The sequence below is a fragment of the Streptococcus parasanguinis genome, assembly GCF_047463195.1.
GTDB lineage: Bacteria > Bacillota > Bacilli > Lactobacillales > Streptococcaceae > Streptococcus > Streptococcus parasanguinis_R.
This window is the reverse complement of the sequence record NZ_JASHEI010000010.1, coordinates 33,851-58,389: the sequence shown is the minus strand read 5'-3', so window position 1 is coordinate 58,389 and position 24,539 is coordinate 33,851. Positions and strand designations below refer to the sequence as shown.

The 24,539-nt window shown below is 41.6% G+C and carries 19 protein-coding genes; 18 read left to right on the top strand and 1 reads right to left on the bottom strand.

The genetic code is table 11. The features are described 5' to 3' along the window. Positions 1–372: 372 nt before the first annotated feature. The 9 genes from QM870_RS08960 to QM870_RS08920 all read left to right on the top strand — a co-directional run bounded on the left by QM870_RS08960 (position 373) and on the right by QM870_RS08920 (position 14,774). The gene (locus tag QM870_RS08960) at positions 373–2,004 is read left to right on the top strand and encodes a Na/Pi cotransporter family protein (RefSeq protein ID WP_049498095.1); all 1,632 of its coding nucleotides are present in this window, start codon (positions 373–375) and stop codon (positions 2,002–2,004) included. 153 nt (positions 2,005–2,157) lie between these two features. Further along, on the top strand, positions 2,158–3,315 hold the full coding sequence (nagA, locus tag QM870_RS08955) for an N-acetylglucosamine-6-phosphate deacetylase (protein WP_042760248.1): 1,158 nt from the start codon (positions 2,158–2,160) through the stop codon (positions 3,313–3,315). A gap of 131 nt (positions 3,316–3,446) precedes the next feature. Beyond that, a complete protein-coding gene (locus QM870_RS08950) occupies positions 3,447–3,665 on the top strand; it encodes a hypothetical protein (RefSeq protein ID WP_003018530.1) in 219 nt (72 codons plus the stop codon). Next, positions 3,662–4,504, top strand: coding sequence for an aldo/keto reductase (locus tag QM870_RS08945; RefSeq protein WP_414369341.1), 843 nt, complete (start codon positions 3,662–3,664; stop codon positions 4,502–4,504). The genes QM870_RS08950 and QM870_RS08945 overlap by 4 nt, the downstream gene beginning before the upstream one ends. Before the next feature lie 270 nt (positions 4,505–4,774). After that, complete coding sequence (locus QM870_RS08940) at positions 4,775–9,193, top strand: S8 family serine peptidase (RefSeq protein ID WP_414369339.1); 4,419 nt, start codon at positions 4,775–4,777, stop codon at positions 9,191–9,193. 508 nt (positions 9,194–9,701) lie between these two features. Further along, entirely contained in the window at positions 9,702–10,619 is a 918-nt protein-coding gene (gene glyQ, locus QM870_RS08935; RefSeq protein WP_031575254.1) for a glycine--tRNA ligase subunit alpha, read from the top strand. A gap of 281 nt (positions 10,620–10,900) precedes the next feature. Beyond that, entirely contained in the window at positions 10,901–12,937 is a 2,037-nt protein-coding gene (glyS, locus tag QM870_RS08930) for a glycine--tRNA ligase subunit beta (RefSeq protein WP_414369337.1), read from the top strand. Between the two features lie 33 nt (positions 12,938–12,970). Further along, entirely contained in the window at positions 12,971–13,228 is a 258-nt protein-coding gene (locus tag QM870_RS08925) for a DUF896 family protein (RefSeq protein ID WP_031575259.1), read from the top strand. A gap of 163 nt (positions 13,229–13,391) precedes the next feature. Next, positions 13,392–14,774: an amino acid permease gene (locus QM870_RS08920; RefSeq protein WP_414369335.1), complete on the top strand. Its 1,383-nt coding sequence runs from the start codon at positions 13,392–13,394 to the stop codon at positions 14,772–14,774. A 260-nt stretch (positions 14,775–15,034) separates the two neighbouring features. Here the strand turns inward: QM870_RS08920 and QM870_RS08915 are convergent, their stop codons facing one another. Then, on the bottom strand, positions 15,035–15,214 hold the full coding sequence (locus QM870_RS08915; RefSeq protein WP_003014929.1) for a hypothetical protein: 180 nt from the start codon (positions 15,212–15,214) through the stop codon (positions 15,035–15,037). A 150-nt stretch (positions 15,215–15,364) separates the two neighbouring features. Here QM870_RS08915 and rsmH point away from each other — a divergent pair, with 150 nt between their 5' ends. From rsmH to trxB, 9 genes are all read left to right on the top strand, one after another. After that, positions 15,365–16,315 (top strand): 16S rRNA (cytosine(1402)-N(4))-methyltransferase RsmH, encoded by a 951-nt coding sequence (rsmH, locus tag QM870_RS08910; RefSeq protein WP_031575264.1) that lies wholly within the window; start codon positions 15,365–15,367, stop codon positions 16,313–16,315. Positions 16,316–16,326: 11 nt separating this feature from the next. Beyond that, complete coding sequence (ftsL, locus tag QM870_RS08905; protein WP_003010374.1) at positions 16,327–16,662, top strand: cell division protein FtsL; 336 nt, start codon at positions 16,327–16,329, stop codon at positions 16,660–16,662. After that, the gene (gene pbp2x / locus QM870_RS08900; RefSeq protein ID WP_155125291.1) at positions 16,655–18,937 is read left to right on the top strand and encodes a penicillin-binding protein PBP2X; all 2,283 of its coding nucleotides are present in this window, start codon (positions 16,655–16,657) and stop codon (positions 18,935–18,937) included. Before ftsL ends, pbp2x begins: the two co-directional genes overlap by 8 nt. Before the next feature lies 1 nt (position 18,938). Continuing rightward, the gene (gene mraY / locus QM870_RS08895; protein ID WP_201037378.1) at positions 18,939–19,931 is read left to right on the top strand and encodes a phospho-N-acetylmuramoyl-pentapeptide-transferase; all 993 of its coding nucleotides are present in this window, start codon (positions 18,939–18,941) and stop codon (positions 19,929–19,931) included. A gap of 134 nt (positions 19,932–20,065) precedes the next feature. Continuing rightward, positions 20,066–21,409, top strand: coding sequence for a DEAD/DEAH box helicase (locus QM870_RS08890; protein ID WP_301362607.1), 1,344 nt, complete (start codon positions 20,066–20,068; stop codon positions 21,407–21,409). 196 nt (positions 21,410–21,605) lie between these two features. Further along, complete coding sequence (locus QM870_RS08885) at positions 21,606–22,406, top strand: amino acid ABC transporter permease (RefSeq protein WP_070506166.1); 801 nt, start codon at positions 21,606–21,608, stop codon at positions 22,404–22,406. After that, entirely contained in the window at positions 22,406–23,149 is a 744-nt protein-coding gene (locus QM870_RS08880) for an amino acid ABC transporter ATP-binding protein (protein WP_003003991.1), read from the top strand. Before QM870_RS08885 ends, QM870_RS08880 begins: the two co-directional genes overlap by 1 nt. A gap of 81 nt (positions 23,150–23,230) precedes the next feature. Further along, positions 23,231–23,458 (top strand): DUF4059 family protein, encoded by a 228-nt coding sequence (locus QM870_RS08875; protein WP_003003995.1) that lies wholly within the window; start codon positions 23,231–23,233, stop codon positions 23,456–23,458. Positions 23,459–23,516: 58 nt separating this feature from the next. After that, positions 23,517–24,428 (top strand): thioredoxin-disulfide reductase, encoded by a 912-nt coding sequence (gene trxB / locus QM870_RS08870; protein WP_049474369.1) that lies wholly within the window; start codon positions 23,517–23,519, stop codon positions 24,426–24,428. Positions 24,429–24,539 lie beyond the last annotated feature (111 nt).

Below are 24,539 nucleotides of genomic sequence, written 5' to 3'. Positions count from 1 at the left end.
TCAGCGAACTTCTTCGAAGTTCCATGACTAATTATTGAGCCTAAGGTCTCAATAATTCCGAGTACCTGAAACTATTAAGTTTCAGGTACTTTTCTCACGACGAAAAGTTTCAGTAGATGATTGAATTACTCTAACGAGTAACATTTCTTTTTATAGAATTTATTAGATTTATAAAAAAGAATAGTTTGTCTACAGTCTCGGGTTGGAAATTTCCAACTTTTTTTGACTCTTAAAATGAGGAAAATAAAACAGAAAGAAAAAAACGGTTTCAAAAAATAATAGAAATTTACAGAAATCTCTTGTGTGATTGGAAATTATCCTTTACAATAGGAGAGGAGTTTTATTTCTGATCTCAAATTTGGAGGAATGAACATGTCGATTAACTGGCAGGAAATTGTATTTAACTTTTTGGGAGGCCTGGGGCTCTTTCTCTATAGTATTAAAACCATGGGAGAAGGCTTGCAACAGGCTGCAGGAGATCGACTTCGATACTATATTGATAAATATACGAGTAATCCCTTTCTAGGGGTCCTAGTAGGGATTGGGATGACTGCCTTGATTCAGTCGAGTTCAGGGGTTACAGTGATTACGGTCGGTCTGGTGAGTGCAGGACTTCTAACCCTCCGTCAAGCTATTGGTATTGTTATGGGGGCCAATATTGGAACGACTATTACCTCCTTTATCATTGGTTTTAAATTAGGAGACTACGCTCTTCCCATGCTCTTTATCGGAGCGGTTTGTCTCTTCTTTACCAAAAATCGTTTGGTTAATAATGTTGGACGAATCGTTTTTGGTGTCGGTGGTATCTTCTTTGCCCTCAACTTGATGAGTGGGGCTATGGAACCTCTTAAAGATTTGCAAGTCTTTCGTGACTATATGGTGCAGTTAAGTAAAAGTCCTATCTTGGGTGTCTTTGTTGGATCAGGCTTAACACTTTTGATTCAGGCCTCTTCTGCAACCATTGGTATCTTGCAAAATCTCTATGCTAGTCATTTGATTGACCTGAAAGGAGCCCTCCCAGTTCTCTTTGGTGATAATATCGGAACGACCATTACAGCTATCATTGCTTCCTTGGGAGCTAATATTGCGGCCAAACGTGTGGCAGGTGCCCATGTAGCCTTTAATGTTATCGGAACCATTATCTGTCTTGTCTTCCTTGTTCCGTTTACCTCTTTGATTCAATGGTTTGAAACGACTCTTCATTTATCCCCAGAAATGACCATAGCCTTTGCTCACGGAACCTTTAATATAACCAATACCATCATCCAGTTCCCATTCATTGGAGCTTTGGCATACTTTGTGACCAAGCTGATTCCTGGTGAGGATGAGGTTGTCAAATATGAACCGCTCTACTTGGATGAAAACTTGATCACCCAAGCGCCTTCGATTGCTCTTGGAAATGCGAAAAAAGAGTTGCTTCATTTAGGTGGATATGCAGATAAAGCCTTTAGCCTCTCTTATGATTATATTGTTCATCAAAATGAGAAAACAGCTGAAAAGGGTCATAAGACAGAAGAAGCCATCAATACCATCGATGATGATTTGACTCGCTACCTGATTCGTTTGTCAAGTGAAGCCTTGAGTCCGAGAGAAAGTGAAGTTCTCACCAATATCTTGGATTCTTCACGGGATTTGGAGCGGATTGGAGATCACGCGGAAGCCTTGATCAATCTGACCGATTATTTAATTCGTAAGAAAGTGGTCTTTTCAGAAGCGGCCTTGGCTGAATTGGAAGATATTTACAACCAAACCCATCAATTTGTAGAGGATGCTTTGAAAGCTATCGAGCACAATGATGTGAGTCTTGCAAACCAATTGGTAGCACGTCACGAGGCAATTGAAAAATTGGAGAAAAGACTTCGGAAAACTCATATTCGTCGTTTGAACCAAGGTGAATGTACGCCACAAGCCGGAGTGAACTTTATTGATATCATTTCTCACTATACACGTGTTGCAGACCATGCCATGAATCTAGCTGAAAAAGTACAAATCGAGCAAATTTAAGGAACGTCAAACAGAGTAAGTAGGAAGCTTACTCTGTTTTTTGTTGGATTCTATTCAAAAATAGGTCTAGACCATTTACAAATGGAAGTGAAAGCGTTATAATATGTATGAATATAAATGGAACACAGTTCCTACAATGGAAAGGACGATTTTATGTCTACATATATTAAAGCAGATCAATTTTATTATCCACATGGGGTTCGCCGCGGAGGCTATTTGGAGCTTGTTGATGGCAAGTTTGGAAAACATGTGGAAAGCTTACCAGAAGGTGCGGATGTGCTGGATTATTCTGGTTACAGCATTGCGCCTGGCCTCGTAGATACCCATATTCACGGATTTGGTGGGGTAGATGTGATGGATAATAATATCGAAGGCACTCTCCATACCATGAGTGAAGGGCTCTTGAGTACAGGGGTTACGAGCTTTTTGCCTACGACCCTTACTTCCTCTTACGAACAACTTTTGGCAGTAACGGAAAATATCGGTGCACGATACAAGGAAGCAACAGGAGCTAAGATTCGCGGGATTTATTTTGAAGGACCTTATTTTACAGAAAAATACAAGGGAGCTCAAAACCCATCTTATATGAAGGATCCAAGTATGGAAGAATTCCGGGCTTGGCAAAAAGCTGCCAATGGTCTGTTGAATAAGATTGCCCTTGCTCCCGAGCGTGAAGGGGTGGAAGAATTTGTTCGGACTATTACAGGAGAAGGAGTGACTGTCGCTCTGGGACACTCCAATGCTACTTTTGAAGAAGCTAAAAAAGCGGTTGATGCAGGTGCGAGTGTCTGGGTACATGCCTACAATGGTATGCGTGGTTTGACGCACCGTGAACTCGGTATGGTTGGTGCCATGTATGAGTTGCCTCATACTACAGCAGAGTTGATCTGTGATGGCCATCACGTTGATCCGCTAGCTTGTGATATCCTGATGAAACAAAAAGGAAAAGAAAATGTTGCCTTGATTACGGACTGTATGACAGCTGGGGGCTTAGAAGACGGGGACTACATGCTTGGGGAATTCCCAGTTGTGGTCGCTGAAGGGACGGCTCGCTTGAAATCAACTGGTAATCTAGCTGGCTCAATCTTGAAATTGAAAGATGGATTAAAAAATGTTGTAGAGTGGGGGATTGCTAACCCTCACGAAGCAGTGATGATGGCCAGCCTCAATCCGGCAAAATCAGTCCATATTGATGATGTTTGTGGTCAAATTCGAGAAGGGTATGATGCGGACTTCATCGTGCTTGATCAAAATTTGGATCTGGTTGCGACCTATCTCGATGGGGTCAAACGTTACCAAGCTACCAATTAGATTCAAGAAACGAAGATAGAATACCTCCTCTCTAGGTCATACCTAGAGAGGTTTTTGTTTACCAATGGTAGTGCAATTTTGTGAATGCTGTCTTTTCATGCTATAATGGGAATTGAAATGTGAGGTAGCTTATGAAGGCAATTGATATACGTTTTTTATTGATGGGAATTTTTTTCTTGCTTTATGGGATTGTAAGAAAAAATATCTTTATTGTGATTGTTGGTGGGGCATTTTTACTCTATAGTTTTTATAGCAAGAAGATGGAGCCAACCAAGAAAAATATTTTTAAGCCAGAGCTCAAGCTTCGAGGGCCTAAGAAACCGAAATCGAAGAAAGGAAAGAAAAAATGAATCATTATCGTTTGAATAATGGGGTGGAGATTCCAGTATTGGGATTTGGGACGTGGAAAGCAGCGGATGGAGAAGAAGCCTATCAAGCTGTCTTAGCTGCTTTAAAAGCAGGTTATCGCCATATCGATACAGCAGCGATCTATCAAAATGAAGAGAGTGTGGGTCGGGCCATTAAAGACAGTGGTCTTGCGCGCGAAGACCTGTTTATTACCACCAAACTTTGGAATACTCATCACACCTATGAAGACGCTCAAGCTGCTTTGGAAGAGTCTCTTGAGAAACTAGGCTTGGACTATGTGGATCTTTACTTGATTCATTGGCCAAATCCAAAACCCCTTCGAGAAAATGATGCTTGGAAACAACGAAATGCTGAGGTTTGGCGGGCAATGGAAGATATGCTAGCTGCTGGCAAGGTTCGAGCTATTGGTATTAGCAATTTTCTGCCTCATCATTTGGAAGCCCTCCTTGAAACAGCTCGGGTCATTCCGGCTGTGAACCAAATTCGTCTAGCACCTGGGGTGTACCAAAGTGAAGCCATTGCAGCAAGTCGTAAGCATGGCATTTTACTAGAGGCTTGGGGACCTTTTGGCCAAGGAGAATTGTTCCAAAATGAACAAGTAAAAGAAATGGCTACTAAATATGGAAAGACCGTCGCCCAACTAGCCCTGGCTTGGAGTTTACAAGAAGGTTTCCTTCCATTGCCCAAATCGGTTACGCCTGAGCGGATTGCGAGTAATTTAAATTGCTTTGATTTTGAATTAACGGCAGATGATGTGGAACTCCTTCGCCATCTTCCGGTTGAAGCAGGTGCACCAGATCCAGACAACAAAGATTTTTAAAAGAGAATTTCTATTCATTAATGAAAACCGAGGACAGTTTCGTTCTCGGTTTTTAAAATCCTTTCAATGATTAAATAATTTTAAAACTCCAACAAAAAACAGATGTTCTATAATACTTTCCCATGCAACTTCAAAATTTTCCGAACGAAAATTAGTTAATAGTTAGTAACATTCGTGAATGTTACATTTGTGTTACAATTTGTTTTTTGAATGAATTTTCAGATAATTTTGCGTTATAATAGTTACTATTAAAATAAAAGGGGAGTTTCTATGAATAGACAAGAACGTTTTTCATTAAGAAAATACAAATTTGGTGTAGCCTCAGTTTTATTAGGGGCTGTTTTGGTATTTGGATCTGCACAAGCGAGTGCTGAAGAACAAGCGGCCAGCCAAACGAGTGCTGGAACACAGCTTGTAGCCACTACTCAACAGGCACCTGCTGAAGAAGAGCATTCACAAGCAACAGAAGCAAGTACAGCAGTTGCTAGTGAGAAAGTAGAAGTTGCAAAAGAAGCAACAGTTGCTGCAAAGACAACGAATGCAACAGAAGCAGCTCTTGTTGAAAAAACAGAAGCTCCGAAAGAGGCAGCTACTGTTCCAGAAACAAAACCGGAAGTAGCGGAAAAACCTGTAGAAAAAGCAACAGCAGTGGCTACTGCGACAAGTTCAGAAACAACGAATCGCCATGAGGCAGCTGAAAAACCTCAAAGCATCGAAAGTGACGAAATTATTACTGTTCCCCAAACCTGGAAGCAAGGTTATAAAGGGGAAGGGATGGTTGTCGCCGTCATCGACTCTGGTTTGGATGTGAACCACGAGGTTCTTCGGATTACCGATCCTTCAAAAGCTAAGTTTAAAAACCAAGGAGAAATCGAAGCTGCTAAGAAAGCAGCAGGAATTGATTATGGTAAATGGTACAACGACAAGGTTGTCTATGCCTATGACTACTTTGATGGGACCGACAATATCAAAGAGGCCGAAAGAGATTCTCATGGGATGCACGTTACAGGGATTGCAACAGGGAATCCTGATAAAGCAGCAGGAAACGGAGAAAAGATCTATGGTGTAGCACCAGAAGCGCAAGTTATGTTTATGCGTGTCTTCTCAGATCGCCAAAAAACAACGGGATCTGCTCTTTATGTAAAAGCAATTGATGATGCTGTAGCTCTTGGTGCAGATACTATCAACATGAGTCTTGGTTCTACGACTGGTTCTACGGTCAATGCGGATTCAGATATTGTGGATGCCATTAAACGGGCGCGCGCTAAAGGCGTATCTGTCTTAATTTCTGCAGGAAATAGCAATAGCTTTGGAAATGGTTACTCAAGACCTTCTGCTGAAAATCCAGATTATGGTTTGGTCGGAAATCCTTCAACAGTAGAGGACTCCATCTCTGTTGCTTCTATCAATAATAATGTTATTACGACAGAAGTGTTTGAAGTCAAAGGCCTTGAAGGCAATGCGGAAGCGGATAACGGTAAGTTTGATTACAGTAAATCTGCTGCAGACGCTGATTTTGAAAAAGGCAAAGAGTACGAATATGTGTCAGTTGGTCTTGGAAAAGAAGATGATTTCAAAGATCTGGATCTTACCGGTAAATTAGCCTTAATCCAACGCGGGGAAATTCCATTCTCAGAAAAGATTGCGAATGCCTTCCATCATGGTGCAGCAGGAGCTTTGGTCTACAATAATGTGGAAGGATCGAACCTTGGAATGGCAATTGAAGGAGATGCGAAAAAGATCCCATCTGTCTTTATTTCAAAACGTTATGGGGAAGCTCTTAAGGCAGGTTCCTACAAAATTGTCTTTAACAATACTATGGCCAACCGTCCATCTCCAGAAGCAGACCAATTGTCTGATTTCTCAAGCTGGGGAGTGACAACCGATGGTCAGTTGAAACCAGATGTCACAGCACCTGGTGGGAATATCTTCTCTTCTTTAAATGACAATACCTACGGGGATATGAGTGGTACTAGTATGGCTTCACCTCACGTGGCAGGTGTCGCCGCCTTGGTCAAAGAATACCTTGTGAAGCATCACCCAGAATTAACTCCAGAACAAGTTTCTGCAACTGTCAAAGCCTTGATTATGTCTACGGCTAAACCACATGTTAACAAAGAAACCGGTGTCTATACGTCTCCACGCCAACAAGGAGCAGGGGTTGTCGACACAGCCGCAGCCGTTTCAACAGACTTGTATGTGACTGGTGAAAACAACTATCCAAGCGTCACTCTTGGAAATGTTGGAGATAGCTTTACCTTTGATGTCACAGTCCACAATATTTCAGATACCGATCGTACCTTGAAAATGTTGGTGAATACTGACACAGATGAAGTGAAGGATGGTAAATTTACCCTTCGTCCACGTAAATTAACAGAAACTGCTTGGCCTGAAGTAACCGTGAAAGCACATAGTTCTGAAACAGTTACAGTGAAAGTCGACACAAGCAAATTCACAGAAGAATTAAGCAAAGAAATGCCAAATGGTTATTTCCTTGAAGGATTTGTTCGTTTTGTCGATCCAGCAGATGATGGAGATGTAGTTAGCTTACCATTTATGGGATTCAAGGGAGAATTCCAAAACCTTCCAGCTGTTGAAAAACCAATCTATGATTTGGTTCGTGAAGGAAAAGATGGCTTCTACTATCATGTTCCAAAAAATTTGAATATCTCATCTAGTGCTAATGTTTCTGCGCTCGTCACCCTTCAAAATGACCTTCTCCTTACACAAGGGAAACGTGATGGTCGTCGGATTACAGTTCTTGGTATTGAAGAAAATGCAGAAGGAACTCACTCTCTTCAACTAGATGAGAATGGAAATGTTCGCATTGCCATTTCACCAAATGAAGATGGGAATAAAGACCTTGTTGAATACAAGACAGTCGCTCTTCGAAACATTGAAAACCTACATGCAACTGTCTATGCAGCAAGTGATACGGAACATAAAAATCCACTGTGGGAAGGAACTCCATCTGATCATCGTAAGAACTTCTTTGATGGCAATGAAAAGAACCCACGCAGCTACACACTAGATAACACTGCTTGGAATGGTACCGATGCAAATGGGAAAGCAGTAGCAGATGGTGTATATGATTATGTCATTCGTTACACCCCAATGGTTCCTGGAGCTGAGGAGCAATCAACAACCTTCAAGGTTCAAGTCGATACTCAAAAACCAGTGATCACATCAGGATATATCCGTTTCAAAGATGGGGCTCAACAGTTTGTAGCACGTAAAGCCAAAGATGTTGGCGATGGCGGTATCTTAACTGAAAAACTCGTCTATGTGACTCCATTTGATGATCAGGGGACAATGGTCCAAACCAGTGAAGATAAGAATGGTACACGTGCGCTTGAAAATTATCATGTGATCAAGGCCAATGCAGATGGTAGCTTCGATCTTCCTGAAAACATCGATAAGAAGAATATCTACTACTATGTAGAAGACTTTGCGGGGAACGTAGACTATGTTTCACTAGCTGATTTAGTTCGGGATCAAAATAGTGGTCGTATTCAAATTGCAGTGCGTGATGCTAAGACAAACAAAGATATAGATACCATGTATGTGTATCGTATCAAGGACAGCAATGGTCAATATGTAACGGTTGATAAAACAAAAGATATTAACTTCTTGAACTTTGGTCATTATACTGCAGAAATCTTTACGTATGATCGTACAGAAGTGAAATTTGTCAGCAGCTTGACCCAAGAATTTGATTTGACAGAGGATAATAGTTTCCAAACGATTGCTTTTCTTGCCAATACTTTAGAATATGCACCAGTTAGCATCAGCTTTGATCAACCGGTTTCAAAAGCAGCTACGATCGTATTAAAAGGGGCAGATGGTGAAAACTTTGTCTTGCCTGCTGAAAAATATGGTAAAAATGGCTTTGGTAAATCTGTAGCAACTGGTCAATATACCTTGGTTGCAACTCTTCCTACAGGCTATGAACTAGCTGAGGAAGCACCAGTGATCTCAGTTGTCGCAGGGCGCAACAACAATTATCGTATTGGAGTGATCTCAAAAGTGGATCTCTTGGCTGCTGTGAACAACCAAGCAGATGTTACAAAGACAGCGCAATACTTCAATGCCAGTACGGATAAGAAGGAAGCCTATGATCAAGCCTTGCAAGCTGCCCAAGCAGCCTTGACCAACAAGGTTAGTCAAGAGCAAGTCAACCAAGCTCTAGCTAGTCTTGAAGCTGCCAGCCAAGCTTTGGATGGGAAAGATTCAAACGTTGCGGCCTTGAAAGAAGCGATGCAGGCTTACGATGCTACGACTAAAACTGGTCGTTATGCCAATGCCAAAGAAAAAGTACGTCGAGACTACGATCGTGCTTTCCAAACAGTAGCTTTGCTTGCAGTTGATCCAACTGTGAAACAAGAACAAATCAATCAAGCACTTGCTGAGCTTAGCCGTGCAGAAGGAAAATTAAACGGGAAAGCAACTGATTTTTCAAGTCTTGAAAAATACATCAAGGAAGAATTGAAGTTCCAAGAAAAGAATGCGAAATTCATCTATGCTGGAAATGAAGAAAAAGAAGCTTACCTAGTAGCCTTCAAGGATGCACAAACTATCCTTTCAAATCCAGGAGCAAGCCAACAAGATGTGAAAGATGCTTTGACAGCCTTGAAGAATGCCAAGAAAAAACTTCATGGTAAAAAACCAAAAGCTGCAAGACGTCCATAAGAAAAACAACATTGTTTGTTAGCCTAAAATCCGTATGAAACGATTGTTTCATGCGGATTTTAATTTACAAGTCACTAAAAATCTGCTATAATACTAGTCAAGAAAGAAGGGCTTACGGCGTTTTTCTAGCGAGCTTGGGATAGTGAGAGCCAAGTAGAGCAAAGTAAGCAAGTGGCGCTTTCTCTCAGTAAAAATCTGAGTAAAGTAAAATAAAATGAAGTAATAAATTAGGGTGGAACCGCGTTTCTGACGCCCCTAGGTCAAAGGACTTAGGAGCAGAGACACGGTTCTTTTTGTATCCTAAGTCACAAGAAACTTTATGAATAAGGAGTATTCAATGTCAAAAAAACTAACCTTTCACTGCGTTAGTGGCAGAGATCTCCTTACAGTCGGACTGCCACACGCTCAGCACTAGGGTGCCTGAGCTAGACGCAGTACTAACTCGTCTTGCCTCGTATGATCAACGAGACAGACTCGTGTCGCAAGAATTTATAAAAAGGAGAAGAAAATGTCAAAAAAACTAACCTTCCAAGAAATTATTTTGACTTTGCAACAATACTGGAATGACCAGGGTTGTATGCTCATGCAGGCTTATGATAATGAAAAAGGTGCGGGAACCATGAGTCCTTACACCTTCCTTCGTGCCATTGGTCCTGAGCCATGGAATGCGGCTTATGTAGAGCCATCACGTCGTCCAGCGGACGGTCGTTACGGAGAAAACCCAAACCGTCTTTACCAACACCACCAATTCCAAGTGGTCATGAAACCATCACCATCAAACATCCAAGAGCTCTACCTTGAATCATTGGAAAAATTGGGGATCAATCCTTTGGAACACGATATCCGTTTCGTTGAAGATAACTGGGAAAACCCATCAACTGGTTCAGCTGGTCTAGGTTGGGAAGTTTGGCTTGACGGTATGGAAATCACTCAGTTCACCTACTTCCAACAAGTTGGTGGATTGGCAACTGGTCCGGTAACTTCTGAGGTCACTTACGGATTGGAACGTTTGGCTTCTTACATCCAAGAAGTCGATTCTGTTTACGATATTGAGTGGGCTCCAGGCGTTAAATACGGAGAAATCTTCCTTCAACCAGAATATGAACACTCAAAATACAGCTTTGAAGTTTCTGACCAAGATATGCTTCTTGAAAACTTCGAAAAATTTGAAAAAGAAGCAGGACGTGCTTTGGAATTGGGCCTTGTTCACCCAGCCTATGACTACGTTTTGAAATGTTCACATACCTTCAATTTGCTTGATGCTCGTGGCGCTGTATCCGTTACAGAACGTGCCGGTTACATTGCCCGCATCCGTAACTTGGCCCGTGTCGTAGCCAAAACCTTCGTCGCAGAACGCAAGAAACTCGGTTACCCACTTCTCGACGAAGCCACACGCACCAAACTCCTAGCAGAAGAGGAAGAATAAAGAGAGTTACAAGAATGGAAAGTGGGCAAACAAAGTGAGCCCACATGGCTACCCAGAGGCAAGTCGAAGACTTGCTAAAGGGATAGGCACCGCCGTACTGGTATATGGGGATTTTTGAAACGTTAGGTTCAAAAATCAGTTGGCTAAATCCACTTTGATGAGACTGTTGGAAATCGATGTCAAGGAGACAGAAGATTTCCCTACAGCCTCACAAAGTTAGTTAGCGACGTCCCCGGTACCTAAGGTGCCTATCAAAAGAAGAATTTTGTAAAGGAAAAAACATGACAAAAAACTTATTAGTAGAACTTGGACTTGAAGAGTTGCCAGCCTACGTTGTCACACCAAGTGAAAAACAACTCGGTGAGAAAATGGCAGCCTTCTTGGATGACAACCGACTTTCATACGAAAGCATTCAAACCTTCTCAACACCACGACGTTTGGCTGTCCGTGTGATTGGTTTAGCAGATCAACAATCTGATTTGACCGAAGATTTTAAAGGACCTTCTAAGAAAATCGCCTTGGATGCAGATGGAAACTTCTCAAAAGCGGCTCAAGGATTCGTCCGTGGAAAAGGCTTGACGGTTGACGATATCGAATTTCGTGAAGTCAAAGGTGAAGAGTACGTTTATGTTACGAAGCACGAAGCTGGAAAACCTGCCAAAGAAGTCTTGGCTGGCGTTCCAGAGGTGCTTGCTTCATTGACCTTCCCTGTTAGCATGCACTGGGCTAACAACACCTTTGAATACATTCGCCCAGTTCACACCTTGATCGTTCTTTTGGGCGACGAAGCACTCGACCTTGATTTCTTGGATATTAAGTCGGGTCGTGTGAGTCGTGGGCACCGTTTCCTTGGACATGAAGTAGAAATTACTAATGCGGATTCTTATGAAGAAGACCTTCGTACCGTTTACGTGATTGCGGATAGCAAAGAACGTGAAAACATGATTCGTGAGCAAATCAAGGCCATCGAAGCAGAACAAGGTGTTCAAGTCCAAATCGAAGAAGGACTTTTGAATGAAGTCTTGAACTTGGTCGAATACCCAACTGCCTTTATGGGAAGTTTTGACACTAAATATTTGGACGTTCCAGAAGAAGTCTTGGTGACCTCAATGGAAACACACCAACGGTACTTTGTTGTACGCGACCTTGATGGTAAGCTGAAACCAAACTTCATCTCCGTCCGTAATGGGAACGCTGAGCACTTGGAAAATGTTATCCGAGGAAATGAAAAAGTCTTGGTGGCACGTCTCGAAGATGGTGAATTCTTCTGGCGTGAAGACCAAAAACTTAAGATTGAAGACCTCGTTGCTAAATTGGCGAACGTGACCTTCCATGAAAAAATTGGTTCTCTTTCAGAACACATGGCGCGTGCGGGTGTTATTGCAGCGTCACTAGCTGAGCAAGCTGGTTTGACTGCAGAAGAAACGGCAGCCGTCGCTCGTGCAGCTGAAATCTACAAATTTGACCTCTTGACGGGTATGGTCGGAGAGTTCGATGAATTGCAAGGAATCATGGGTGAAAAATACGCCCTCCTTGCTGGTGAAGATGCTGCGGTTGCGACAGCTATCCGTGAGCACTACCTTCCTGATTCAGCAGACGGAGCCCTTCCAGAGACTAAGGTTGGTGCTATCCTTGCGCTTGCAGATAAATTGGATACCCTCCTTTCCTTCTTCTCAGTTGGCTTGATTCCATCAGGTTCAAATGACCCTTATGCGCTTCGTCGTGCAACACAAGGGATTGTTCGTATCTTGGATGCCTTTGGTTGGCATATCCCTATGGATGAGTTGATTGACAGCCTTTACGGACTTTCATTTGATAGCCTTTCTTATGACAATCAAGCAGAAGTGCTCAACTTCATCAAGGCGCGTGTGGACAAGATGATGGGACGCACAGCAAAAGACATCAAAGAAGCCGTTCTTGCTGGTTCAAACTTTGTCGTGGCTGATATGCTGGAAGCAGCTGAAGCTCTCTCAGAAGCTGCGAAGACCGATGGTTATAAGGCGGCTGTTGAGTCCCTCTCTCGTGCCTTTAACTTGGCAGAAAAAGCAGATGCTTCAGTAGCAGTCGATGCCAGTCTCTTTGAAAACGATCAAGAAAAAGCCCTTGCTAAAGCAATTGAAGATCTTGAATTGACTGGTTCAGCTAGCGACAAATTGGCTCAACTCTTTGCTCTTAGCCCAGTCATTGATGCTTTCTTTGACAATACCATGGTAATGGCAGAAGATGAGGCGGTTAAAAACAACCGTTTGGCCCTTCTTGCAGGCCTTGTAGCGAAAGCTAATAATGTTGCAGCCTTCAACCAATTGAACACAAAATAAGTACCTGATGACAGGTAGAAAGTAGGTTTTATTATGACACCTGAAAAAATTGCTCGGATCAATGAGCTTGCTAAAAAGAAAAAAACAGAAGGTTTGACTCCAGAAGAAGAAGTGGAGCAAGCAAAACTTCGTGAAGAATACATTGAGGGCTATCGTCGTTCGGTTCGTCACCACATTGAAGGGATCAAAATTGTGGATGAAGAAGGAAATGATGTAACCCCTGAGAAACTACGCCAAGTGCAACGTGAAAAAGGTTTGCATGGCCGTAGCCTCGATGACCCTAATTCATAAGCAAAAGAGTGCTGGAAGAGACTCCAGCACTCTTTTGTATATTTAAAATTCAGAATATTCTGGACTAGATTGACCAATTTTTAAAAACATGGTATAGTAGATTGTGTGAAAATTTGAAGTATACTTTTCTGAAAATGTACAGAAAAAGAATTGGAGTAATCATATGTCAAAAAAACATCATCCTGGTGAAGAAACCGAAAATGGGATGGTTCGTGGTCTGCAAAATCGGCATGTTCAGCTGATCGCTATTGCAGGAACCATCGGGACAGGACTCTTTCTTGGAGCCGGTCGTTCCCTTTCTTTGACAGGACCCTCTATTATTTTAGTCTATATGCTGACTGGCGCCTTCATGTACTTGATGATGCGGGCAATCGGAGAAATGCTCTATATGGACCCTGATCAACACACCTTTATCAACTTTATCACCAAGTATCTAGGAAAAGGTTGGGGTTATTTTTCAGGATGGTCCTATTGGGTCTCCTTGGTATTTTTGGGAATGGCAGAGATCACCGCTGTTTCCAACTATGTCCAGCTTTGGTTTCCAAATTGGCCAGCCTGGCAGATTCAAATTATCTTTTTAGCGCTTTTAAGTTGTGTAAACTTGATCGCTGTGAAGGTGTTTGGAGAGGTTGAATTCTGGTTTGGAATGATCAAGATTGTCACTATTTTAGCCTTGATCGTAACAGGGATCTTTATGGTGACGACTAACTTTGAAACACCAGCTGGACACGCTAGCTTAACCAATATTACTAGTGGTTTTCAAATGTTTCCAAATGGTTGGGTCAAGTTCGTCATGGCCTTCCAAATGGTCTTCTTTGCTTACCAAGCGATCGAGTTTGTTGGGATTACTACTTCAGAAACAGCTAATCCCCGCCAAGTATTGCCAAAAGCCATTAAAGAAATTCCAATCCGAATTGTAATCTTTTATGTAGGAGCTTTGTTGGCGATTATGGCTATTTTCCCTTGGCAACAGCTTCCCGTCAATAAGTCACCGTTTGTAACTGTCTTTCAGATGGTAGGAATCAAGTGGGCAGCAGGATTGATTAATTTTGTTGTACTGACAGCTGCTGCATCTTCCTTGAATTCCACCCTCTATTCAACAGGGCGTCACTTGTATCAGATTGCAAAAGAAACTCCAAACAGTAAAGTGATGAATCGTTTGAAGCTGAATAGCTTATCTCGTATGGGGATTCCAAGTCGCGCGATTATTTTCTCTGCGATTGTGGTTGCTGTTTCAGCCTTTATCAATGTGTTGCCAGGTGTCTCAGATGCCTTTGCCTTGATTACAGCATCTTCTTCTGGTGTCTACATTGCTATTTACATTTTGACTATGCTTGCCCATCTTAAGTACCGTAAATCGAAAGAATTTATGCCAGATGGTTTTGTCATGCCAGCCTATAAAGTGTTGAATCCATTGACCATTGTTTTCTTCCTCTTTGTATTCGTTTGTCTCTTCTTGCAAGAATCAACATACATTGGAGCGATTGGAGCAACCATCTGGATCATTCTTTTTGGGATTTACAGCAATTGGAAACATAATCAATAAACCGCAAGAGAGTGGGACAGAAATCGGTAATTCGTTAGAATTCGATTTCGTTGTCCCACCTCCGCACAGTTGAGTAGGGCTGTAAAAGCTGATGAAATCAGCGTAGTAGAGCCCACTCAACCACTGCGTCTTGCTCGACAATCCAAAAATAATTGAGAGGCTAGGACTTTTGTCCCAGCCTCTTTATTATTTCAGAGCTAGTTTGCTTTCTTTTAAGGAATTACTTGGAGGGAATAAAAGAAAAACAGAGGTGGAAGAAATTATTTTTCTTCCATCTCTGTTTTTTGTCCTTGAATGGCTTTTTTGAGCCACCAAAGTGAGCCGACTAGGATCAGGGCAGCAAGCCAAAAAATCCAAGCCTCAATAGTGGTTAGAAAAAAGTAGAGAGCAATAGCATCGACCAATAAAAGTGGGATGAGAATCTGTTTTCTTATTTTCATAAGAATATTGTATCATAAATCCTATAGGAAACAAGTGAAATCAAGCCTTTCTAGGTATTTTGTAGGATCCGAAAAGGTCAGATAGGATTAGTTAGTGAATTTTCTTTCAGGAGTGCATCTTGGTTCCATTTGTGGTAAAATAGTAAAGATATGAGTAAAGAATTTCATCATGTAACGGTTTTGCTTCATGAAACGATCGATATGCTGGATGTTAAGCCAGATGGGATCTATGTAGACGCCACATTGGGTGGGGCAGGCCACAGCGAATATTTGTTAACAAAATTAAATGAATCAGGCCATCTTTATGCCTTTGACCAAGATCAGCATGCGATTGAGAATGCTAAGATTCGTTTAGCTCCATTCATCGAGAAAGGCATGGTGACCTTCATTAAGGATAACTTTCGTCATTTAAAGGAACGTCTTAACGAATTGGGTGTGACTGAAATTGATGGAATCTGTTATGACTTAGGTGTGTCTAGTCCTCAGTTAGATGAACGGGAACGTGGATTTTCTTACAAGAAAGATGCGCCGTTGGACATGCGGATGAATCAAGAAGCTTCCTTAACAGCCTATGAGGTGGTTAATAGCTACGATTACCATGATCTAGTTCGCATTTTTTTCAAATATGGAGAGGATAAATTTTCCAAGCAAATTGCGCGGAAAATTGAGCAAGCACGAGCAATTAAACCGATTGAAACGACGACTGAATTAGCAGAGATTATTAAATCTGCTAAACCAGCTAAGGAGCTCAAGAAAAAGGGTCATCCTGCTAAACAGATCTTCCAAGCCATTCGTATCGAAGTCAATGACGAACTGGGAGCGGCGGATGAATCGATTCAGCAAGCCATGGATTTGTTGGCCCTCGATGGTCGTATTTCTGTGATTACCTTTCATTCGTTAGAGGATCGATTGACCAAACAATTGTTTAAAGAAGCTTCGACGGTTGAGGTTCCAAAGGGGCTTCCCTTTATTCCAGATGATTTGAAACCAAAGATGGAGTTGGTCAACCGGAGACCTATTTTGCCAAGTGAAGAAGAGCTTGAGGAAAATAATCGATCTCATTCAGCAAAATTACGGGTTGCTCGAAAAATACACAAGTAAGAGGAATTGATATGGCAGCAAGAGATGAGAGAACAAGAACACAGGTATTGCAAGACCACTTTCGCCGTTTCTCTAGAGTAGAAAAGGCTTTTTATGGGTCGATTGTCTTAACAGCTGTGATTTTAGCCATTAGTATCGTCTTTATGCAGACACGGATTTTACAAGTTCAGAGTGAATTGACTGATTTGAATACGGAACTAGAAGCCAAAAAGACGGAATTAGCAGATGTTCGTCAAGAGGTCAATGAATTAACACGTTATGACCGCTTATCACAGTTGGCTAGCTCCCAAGGAATGAAGCTGCAAAAAGAAAATCGAAAAACAGTGAGTGCAAGTAGTGATGAATAAATTCAAAAAATTTTTGATCGGGTATTCGATAAAGAAACGTCGCTTGCCGGATCAGAATCGAAAACAAGTTGGGAAAAATCTCAGTGTACTGGCGATTTTCCTCTTTTTTCTCTTTCTGATTAATTTTGCAATGATCATTGGGACTGACAAAAAATTTGGTGTGACCTTATCGGATCAAGCCAAAAAAGTCCATGAGCAGACGGTCATTGTTCCTGCAAAACGTGGAACGATCTATGATCGAAATGGAGCAGTAATTGCTGAAGATGCGACGACCTATAATGTTTATGCCATTATTGATAAAAAGTACAAATCAGCAACCGGGAAAATCCTCTATGTAGAAGAGAGCCAATTTAAAAAAGTAGCAGAAATCTTTAAGCAGTACTTAGGGATGGATGAGGATTACGTCATTCAACAGTTGTCGCAAAAGAAATTGAAACAGGTTTCTTTTGGCTCGAACGGAAACGGCATAACTTATAGCAATATGACGGCCATCCGTGAGGCCATGGAAGCGGCGAAGATTGAAGGGGTTGCCTTTACAACTAGTCCAAATCGGAGCTATAAAAATGGGGTTTTTGCCTCTCAATTTATAGGTCAGGCCTCTCTTCAAGAAGATAAAGAGGGGAATAAAACCCTGAAGGGGCAATCAGGGATGGAGAAATCCCTCGATCGTATTCTCGCTGGTCAAAATGGGGTTATCACCTATGACAAAGACCGAAACGGGAATATCGTTCCTGGTTCAGATAAGGTTTCTGTCAAAACAGAAGATGGAAAAGATGTCTATACGACCATTTCAGCAGAATTACAAACCTACCTTGAGACGCGAATGGATGTTTTCCAAGAAAAAGTAAAAGGAAAGTATGTTAGTGCGACTCTTGTGAGTGCAAAAACAGGAGAAATTCTTGCGACAACGCAACGTCCTTCCTATAATGCGGATACCAAACAAGGGCTGGATCTGAAAAACTTGAAAACCTGGAATACCATCCTTTATCAAGATCAATATGAACCGGGTTCAACGATGAAGGTCATGTTATTAGCTTCGGCGATTGATCATGGAACCTTCCCAGCCTATAATGAGGTATACTACAGTAACGAACTACAAGTAAAAGATGCGACGATCCGTGACTGGGATGTCAATATGGGACTGTCTGAAGGTCGCTATATGAATATCGCACAAGGCTTTGCTTACTCAAGTAACGTGGGGATGACCCGCTTGGAGCAAAAGATGGGAAATGCTGTCTGGATGGACTACCTAACCCGCTTTAAATTCGGTCTTCCGACCCGTTTTGGAATGGGAAATGAAGCTTACGGGGGTCTTCCAGGGGATAACTATGTCAGTCAAGCCATGTCTTCTTTTGGTCAAGGGATTTCCGTCAGTCAAACTCAAATGTTACGGGCCTTTAGTGCCATCGCTAATGATGGACAAATGTTGGAGCCGAAGTTTATTAGTGCTATTTACGATAAAAAATCAGACACAGCCCGCAAATCAAAAAAAGAAGTTGTTGGAAAACCAGTTTCAGGATCAGCTGCACAACAGACACGGAACTATATGATCACCGTCGGAACAGATCCAGAGTATGGAACCTTGTACAGTGATGGACCCATCATTCAGGTACCCGGTCAAAACGTTGCGGTGAAATCAGGGACTGCCCAAATGGCGACAGATCAAGGATACTTGCAAGGAGAAAATGATTATATCTACTCGGTTGTAGCCATGACACCTGCAGAAGATCCTGAATTCATCATGTATGTGACGGTCCAACAACCAGAAGTGAAATTCTCATTCACCAGCTGGGAAGAGCTGGTCAATCCTATTTTGGAAGATGCAGTTGCTTTAAAAGACGAATTGCATCTAACATCAGAGGCACCAACTTTGGATGATGTGACCAAAGAAACGACCTACAAAATCCCTTCAGTAGAAACTCTCTCTAAGGAGTTGAATCTGAAACAAAATCTGAGCCCAGGTGCTTATTCAGAGGAATTGCGTCGCAATTTGGTGCAACCAATTGTCCTAGGAACCGGGAAAAATATCCGCAAGATGTCTGTGGATGTAGGCTCTAAAGTCAAAGCCAATCAGCAAGTATTGTTATTGACAGAAGACTTTGATGCGGTTCCAGATATGTACGGTTGGACAAAGAAAAATGCGGACATCTTTGGAGAATGGACTGGAATTGAGATTACCTATAAAGGTAGTGGAAAGAAAGTAACCAAACAAAGTGTCAAAATGAACACCTCACTTAATAAAACTAAAAAGATTACGTTAACATTAGGAGACTAAGATGTATATTGCTACGATCCTTGTATCGTTTCTATTAACAGTGGCTGCTATTCCAGCCTTTATTCGATTTTACCATCGTGCTCATATTTCTGGGCAACAAATGCATGAAGATGTGAAACAACACAAAGCGAAAGCTGGCACTCCGACAATGGGTGGAGTTGTATTTCTCATTACAGCCGTTCTAGTTAGTTTTGTCGTTACCGTATTGACTGGAAATTTCACGCGCTCTGTTCAACTGATTCTATTTATCTTGATTCTTTATGGAATTGTTGGATTTTTGGATGACTTTTTAAAAGTTTTTCGTAAGATTAATGAAGGTCTTAACCCAAAACAAAAATTGGCCCTTCAACTTGTTGGTGGAATCATCTTCTATATTTTTTCTGAACGCCACGGTGCAGGAAGCCTTTTGAATGTTTTCGGATATGAACTTTACTTGGGCCATTTCTACATTCTCTTTGCTTTATTTTGGTTGGTTGGTTTTTCAAATGCTGTCAATTTGACAGATGGGATTGATGGATTAGCCAGCATCTCCGTTGCCATTAGCCTGAGTGCCTATTCCTTTATTGCCTATATGCAAGGGAAATGGGACATTCTCTTTGTCACCTTGAGTATGATTGGGGCCTTGCTAGGATTTTTTGTCTTCAACCACAAGCCAGCTAAAATCTTTATGGGAGATGTCGGTAGTCTAGCTCTTGGAGGGATGCTTGCAGCCTTGTCAATGGCTCTGCATGTCGAGTGGACGCTGCTCCTGATTGGTCTGGTCTATGTCATTGAAACAGGTTCTGTGATGCTACAAGTGACCTATTTCAAATGGACCAAGAAACGTTACGGGGAAGGACGTCGGATTTTCCGAATGACTCCTTTCCACCATCATTTAGAACTGGGTGGCCTTTCTGGCAATGGGCAAAACTGGTCAGAATGGAAAGTGGATGCCTTTATGTGGAGCATTGCCTTGGTGACAAGTGTCGTGACTCTAGTCCTTCTCTACCTATAAAACGACGGTGGGCTTGCCCATCGTTTTTTTGCTGACTCAGAGAGACTTTGCGGGTTAGGAAAAATGACTCATAAGAGAGGCAAGAAGACAGCTTTTCTGATATAATAATAGAGATCATGAAAGGAAATGAGAAAATGAAATTTACAGAGTTTAATTTTAAGCCCTATATTCAAGAGGCACTGAAAGAAATCAATTTTAGAGAAGCAACTGAAGTACAGGAAAAACTAATTCCGATTGTCCTAGCTGGAAATGATTTGGTAGGAGAGTCAAAGACTGGTTCTGGGAAAACCCATACTTTCCTCTTGCCAATTTTTCAAACTCTAAATGAAGACAGCCAACAAGTTGAAGCGGTCATCACGGCTCCTAGTCGGGAGTTGGCGACGCAAATTTACCAAGCTGCTCGTCAAATCGCTAGTCATTCTGACAAAGAGATTCGGATTGTGAATTATGTTGGAGGAACGGATAAAAGCCGTCAGATTGAAAAACTGCAGGTCAAACAACCACATATCGTGATTGGAACTCCAGGCCGGATCTATGATCTAGTTGCATCTGGTGATTTTGCTATTCATAAGGCCCATACTTTTGTGGTAGATGAGGCAGATATGACACTGGACATGGGATTCTTGTCTACCGTGGATAAGATTGCTTCAAGGCTTCCGCAACAACTGCAATTTTTAGTTTTTTCAGCCACCATTCCGCAAAAATTGCAGCCTTTCTTGAAAAAATATCTCTCAAACCCAGTCATGGAGCAAATTAAGACTAAGACGGTGATTTCAGATACCATCGATAATTGGCTGGTTTCCACCAAGGGTCGGGATAAAAATGAGCAAATTTACCAATTGACCAAGACCTTGCAACCTTATTTGGCCATGATTTTCGTTAATACCAAAACGAGAGCAGATGATCTCCATGCCTATTTGGTGGCTCAGGGATTGAAAGTGGCAAAGATTCACGGAGATATCCCACCACGTGAACGGAAACGGATCATGAATCAGGTTAAAAATCTTGATTTTGAGTATATTGTGGCCACAGATTTAGCGGCTCGTGGAATTGATATCGAAGGGGTGAGTCATGTCATCAACGATGCTATTCCACAAGATCTTTCTTTCTTTGTCCACCGTGTCGGTCGGACAGGACGCAATGGTCTACCAGGTGTCGCTATTACTCTTTATCAACCGAGTGATGATTCAGATATCCGTGAACTAGAAAAAATGGGCATTCGTTTCGTACCGAAAGTGTTGAAAAATGGGGTTATTGAAGATACTTATGATCGGGACAGACGGGCGAATCGTGAGAAAAAGCAAGAGAAACTCGACATCGAAATGATTGGTCTGGTGAAGAAGAAAAAGAAAAAAATCAAACCAGGCTACAAGAAAAAAATCAAATGGGCAGTTGATGAAAAGCGGAGAAAAGCTAAGCGAGCTGAAAACCGTGCGCGTGGTCGGGCGGAACGTAAGGCCAAACGCCAAACTTTCTAACCCCTTCTTTCAAATGTTCAGAAGAAAACATAGATTTTCTTTATGAACTCCATAAAGAAAAACTATTAGGAACTTGTCTAAAATTATGATAGACTAAATTTGAGTAGTCTATCATTTTTCTATTTCTGTAGCAATTTTTGGAATTCCGATAGTGAATGTGATAGAATGTTTATGTTCGAGAAAGGAAGTAACAAAAATGTTTACAACTAATCTTTTAGCTGCCAACTGGTATGCTGACTTTTTAAAACACGTTCCAGATAGCAAGCTGTTTAGTTTGAGAGCCGTATTGGATGCATTTCCGTCTGTCATAGGAAAATTGCCTGTGACGATTTTACTAGCCCTAGGAGGCGCATTTTTTGGGATTATTTTTGCCATGATTTTTGCTCTGGTCAAAATTAATCGTGTACGAATTCTATACCCGATTCAAGCTGTTTTTGTCAGTTTTTTACGGGGGACTCCTTTGTTGGTTCAGTTGATGTTGACCTATTATGGGATTCCTCTTATTTTAAAAGCAATCAATCAGTCTTATGGAACAGCTTTTAATATTAATGCTATTCCAGCTGAGTTATTTGCAATTGTGGCTCTTGCCTTTAATGAGGCAGCTTATGCGAGTGAAACCATCCGGGCAGCCATTTTATCAGTGGATCCTGGTGAAATTGAGGCAGCGCGTAGTCTTGGGATGACCAACCGTCAAGTTTATCGCCGGATTATTATTCCCAATGCAGCAGTCGTTGCAACTCCTACTTTAATCAACTCTCTCATTGGCTTGACCAAGGGGACCTCGCTCGCCTTTAGTGCCAGTGTGGTTGAAATTTTTGCTCAAGCACGGATTATTGGGGGGAGCGATTTGAAGTACTTTGAACGCTTTATCACGGTATCGATTGTTTACTGGATTGTGAACATTCTCATTGAAATACTAGGCCGTCACATTGAACGTCGACTGGATATTGAGACTCCCGTAGCAATTGATTTACCAGATCAGGAGGTCCGGATCTAATGATTTATATTTCAGAATTATCAAAGACATTTTCAGGTCAAAAGGTTTTAAATAATCTAAGTTTGGAAATTCAAAAAGGGGAAGTCGTGGCCCTAATCGGGTCTTCGGGAGCTGGTAAATCAACCTTCTTACGCAGTTTAAACTATTTGGAAGCACCAGATAGTGGTAGAATTAAGATTGATGATTTCGAAGTTGATTTTGAGCACATTACTCAAGATCAAATCTTAACCTTAAGAAGAAAATTGGCCATGGTGTTCCAACAGTTTAATTTGTTTGGTAGAAAAACAGCCCTTGAAAATGTGAAAGAAGGGCTCATTGTTGTGAAGGGGTTATCCGATCAAGAAGCAACGAAAATTGCTCGAGAAGAACTGGCAAAAGTCGGTTTATCGGATCGTGAAAATCACTATCCTCGTCACCTCTCAGGTGGACAAAAACAACGGGTGGCTTTGGCCCGTGCCTTGGCCATGAAACCAGAGGTTCTTTTGTTGGATGAACCGACTTCAGCCTTGGATCCAGAATTGGTTGGAGAAGTTGAAAAATCCATTGCCAATGCGGCAAAATCAGGACAAACCATGGTACTGGTCAGCCATGATATGTCTTTTGTAGCGCAAGTAGCAGATAAGGTATTATTTTTGGATAAAGGACGGATTATTGAATCTGGAACACCAGAGGAAATCATGCAACATCCAAAAGAAGAACGGACAAAAGAATTCTTTGCTAGTTACAAACGGACCTATGTTTGATATAATAGAGGAGAGGTAAGACTCAGCTGGCGATGCTAGCTGGGTTTGTTTTCTGAAAATGTAAAAATATTTGGAGTCGTGATGTTAAATAAATTATTGTCCTTATATTTACAAAGTTTAGTGACGACAACGATTTTAGTTGGGATCGCTTCTTGTATTTGGATTGGCTACCGTGCCCTTAAGAAGAAAGATAAAACAGCCAAGCAACGACAAGCCCATTTGTATGATATCCTCTTAATTGATATCATGACGATTCCTATTTTAACCTTTGCGGTCATAGGGATTTTGTTTATCTTTCAAGCACGATAATTGCAAAAAGACCGTGTTAGAATTATAATGGTTACAACAAAACAGAAAGAGGTTGTGTATGTTTGATACAGTGATTATTGGAGCAGGTCCTGCAGGGATGACTGCTGCCCTTTATGCAGCACGAAGCAATTTAAAAGTCGCATTGATTGAGAGAGGAATTCCAGGCGGTCAAATGAACAATACGTCTGACATTGAAAACTATCCTGGCTATGCGAATATTAGTGGCCCAGACTTGGCTGAAAAAATGTTTGAGCCTTTAGAAAATCTTGGTGTGGAACATTTGTTTGGTCAGGTAGAGCGCATCGAAGACCACGGAGCAACCAAAAAGATTGTCACAGATGATGGGGAATTTGAAGCTAAAACCGTGGTGATTGCAACAGGGTCTAACCACCGTTCATTGAATGTCCCTGGTGAAGAGGAGCTAAATAGTAGAGGGGTTTCCTACTGTGCTGTTTGTGATGGAGCTTTCTTTAGAGATGAGGATCTCTTGGTCGTTGGTGGTGGCGATTCTGCGGTAGAAGAAGCTGTCTTTTTGACTCAGTTTGCAAAAACAGTGACCATTGCCCATCGTCGTGATCAATTGCGTGCTCAAAAGGTTCTTCAAGATCGTGCCTTTGCCAATGATAAAATTCACTTTGCTTGGAATACGGTTGTTGAAGAAATTAAGGGTGAACAAAAAGTAACGTCTGTCCTTTTAAAAGATGTGAAGACAGGAGAGGTTAGAGAGCAAGCCTTCGGTGGTGTCTTTATCTATGTCGGTTTAGATCCTGTCAGTGATTTTGCGACAGAACTTGGTATTTTAGATGAAAATGGCTGGGTGGTTACGGATGATCATATGAGAACCACAGTCCCAGGTATTTTTGCAGTTGGCGATGTTCGTCAAAAAGATTTGCGTCAAGTGACGACAGCAGTCGGAGACGGTGCGATTGCTGGCCAAGAAGTTTATAAATATATCACAGAAAACTTTTAATCCAAAAAAATCTGAGCTTCCTGTCTCAGATTTTTTTCATGCTTTCCTTTCAGTATTCAATAGGGCTGAAATGTGCTATAATAGTACTAATTTTATGGTAGGAATTCATAG

Coding starts and splice junctions, on each gene's coding strand:
- QM870_RS08960 (WP_049498095.1), top strand. CDS start 373: ATGTCGATTAACTGGCAGGAAATTGTATTTAACTTTTTGGGAGGCCTG.
- nagA (WP_042760248.1), top strand. CDS start 2,158: ATGTCTACATATATTAAAGCAGATCAATTTTATTATCCACATGGGGTT.
- QM870_RS08950 (WP_003018530.1), top strand. CDS start 3,447: ATGAAGGCAATTGATATACGTTTTTTATTGATGGGAATTTTTTTCTTG.
- QM870_RS08945 (WP_414369341.1), top strand. CDS start 3,662: ATGAATCATTATCGTTTGAATAATGGGGTGGAGATTCCAGTATTGGGA.
- QM870_RS08940 (WP_414369339.1), top strand. CDS start 4,775: ATGAATAGACAAGAACGTTTTTCATTAAGAAAATACAAATTTGGTGTA.
- glyQ (WP_031575254.1), top strand. CDS start 9,702: ATGTCAAAAAAACTAACCTTCCAAGAAATTATTTTGACTTTGCAACAA.
- glyS (WP_414369337.1), top strand. CDS start 10,901: ATGACAAAAAACTTATTAGTAGAACTTGGACTTGAAGAGTTGCCAGCC.
- QM870_RS08925 (WP_031575259.1), top strand. CDS start 12,971: ATGACACCTGAAAAAATTGCTCGGATCAATGAGCTTGCTAAAAAGAAA.
- QM870_RS08920 (WP_414369335.1), top strand. CDS start 13,392: ATGTCAAAAAAACATCATCCTGGTGAAGAAACCGAAAATGGGATGGTT.
- QM870_RS08915 (WP_003014929.1), bottom strand. CDS start 15,214: ATGAAAATAAGAAAACAGATTCTCATCCCACTTTTATTGGTCGATGCT.
- rsmH (WP_031575264.1), top strand. CDS start 15,365: ATGAGTAAAGAATTTCATCATGTAACGGTTTTGCTTCATGAAACGATC.
- ftsL (WP_003010374.1), top strand. CDS start 16,327: ATGGCAGCAAGAGATGAGAGAACAAGAACACAGGTATTGCAAGACCAC.
- pbp2x (WP_155125291.1), top strand. CDS start 16,655: ATGAATAAATTCAAAAAATTTTTGATCGGGTATTCGATAAAGAAACGT.
- mraY (WP_201037378.1), top strand. CDS start 18,939: ATGTATATTGCTACGATCCTTGTATCGTTTCTATTAACAGTGGCTGCT.
- QM870_RS08890 (WP_301362607.1), top strand. CDS start 20,066: ATGAAATTTACAGAGTTTAATTTTAAGCCCTATATTCAAGAGGCACTG.
- QM870_RS08885 (WP_070506166.1), top strand. CDS start 21,606: ATGTTTACAACTAATCTTTTAGCTGCCAACTGGTATGCTGACTTTTTA.
- QM870_RS08880 (WP_003003991.1), top strand. CDS start 22,406: ATGATTTATATTTCAGAATTATCAAAGACATTTTCAGGTCAAAAGGTT.
- QM870_RS08875 (WP_003003995.1), top strand. CDS start 23,231: ATGTTAAATAAATTATTGTCCTTATATTTACAAAGTTTAGTGACGACA.
- trxB (WP_049474369.1), top strand. CDS start 23,517: ATGTTTGATACAGTGATTATTGGAGCAGGTCCTGCAGGGATGACTGCT.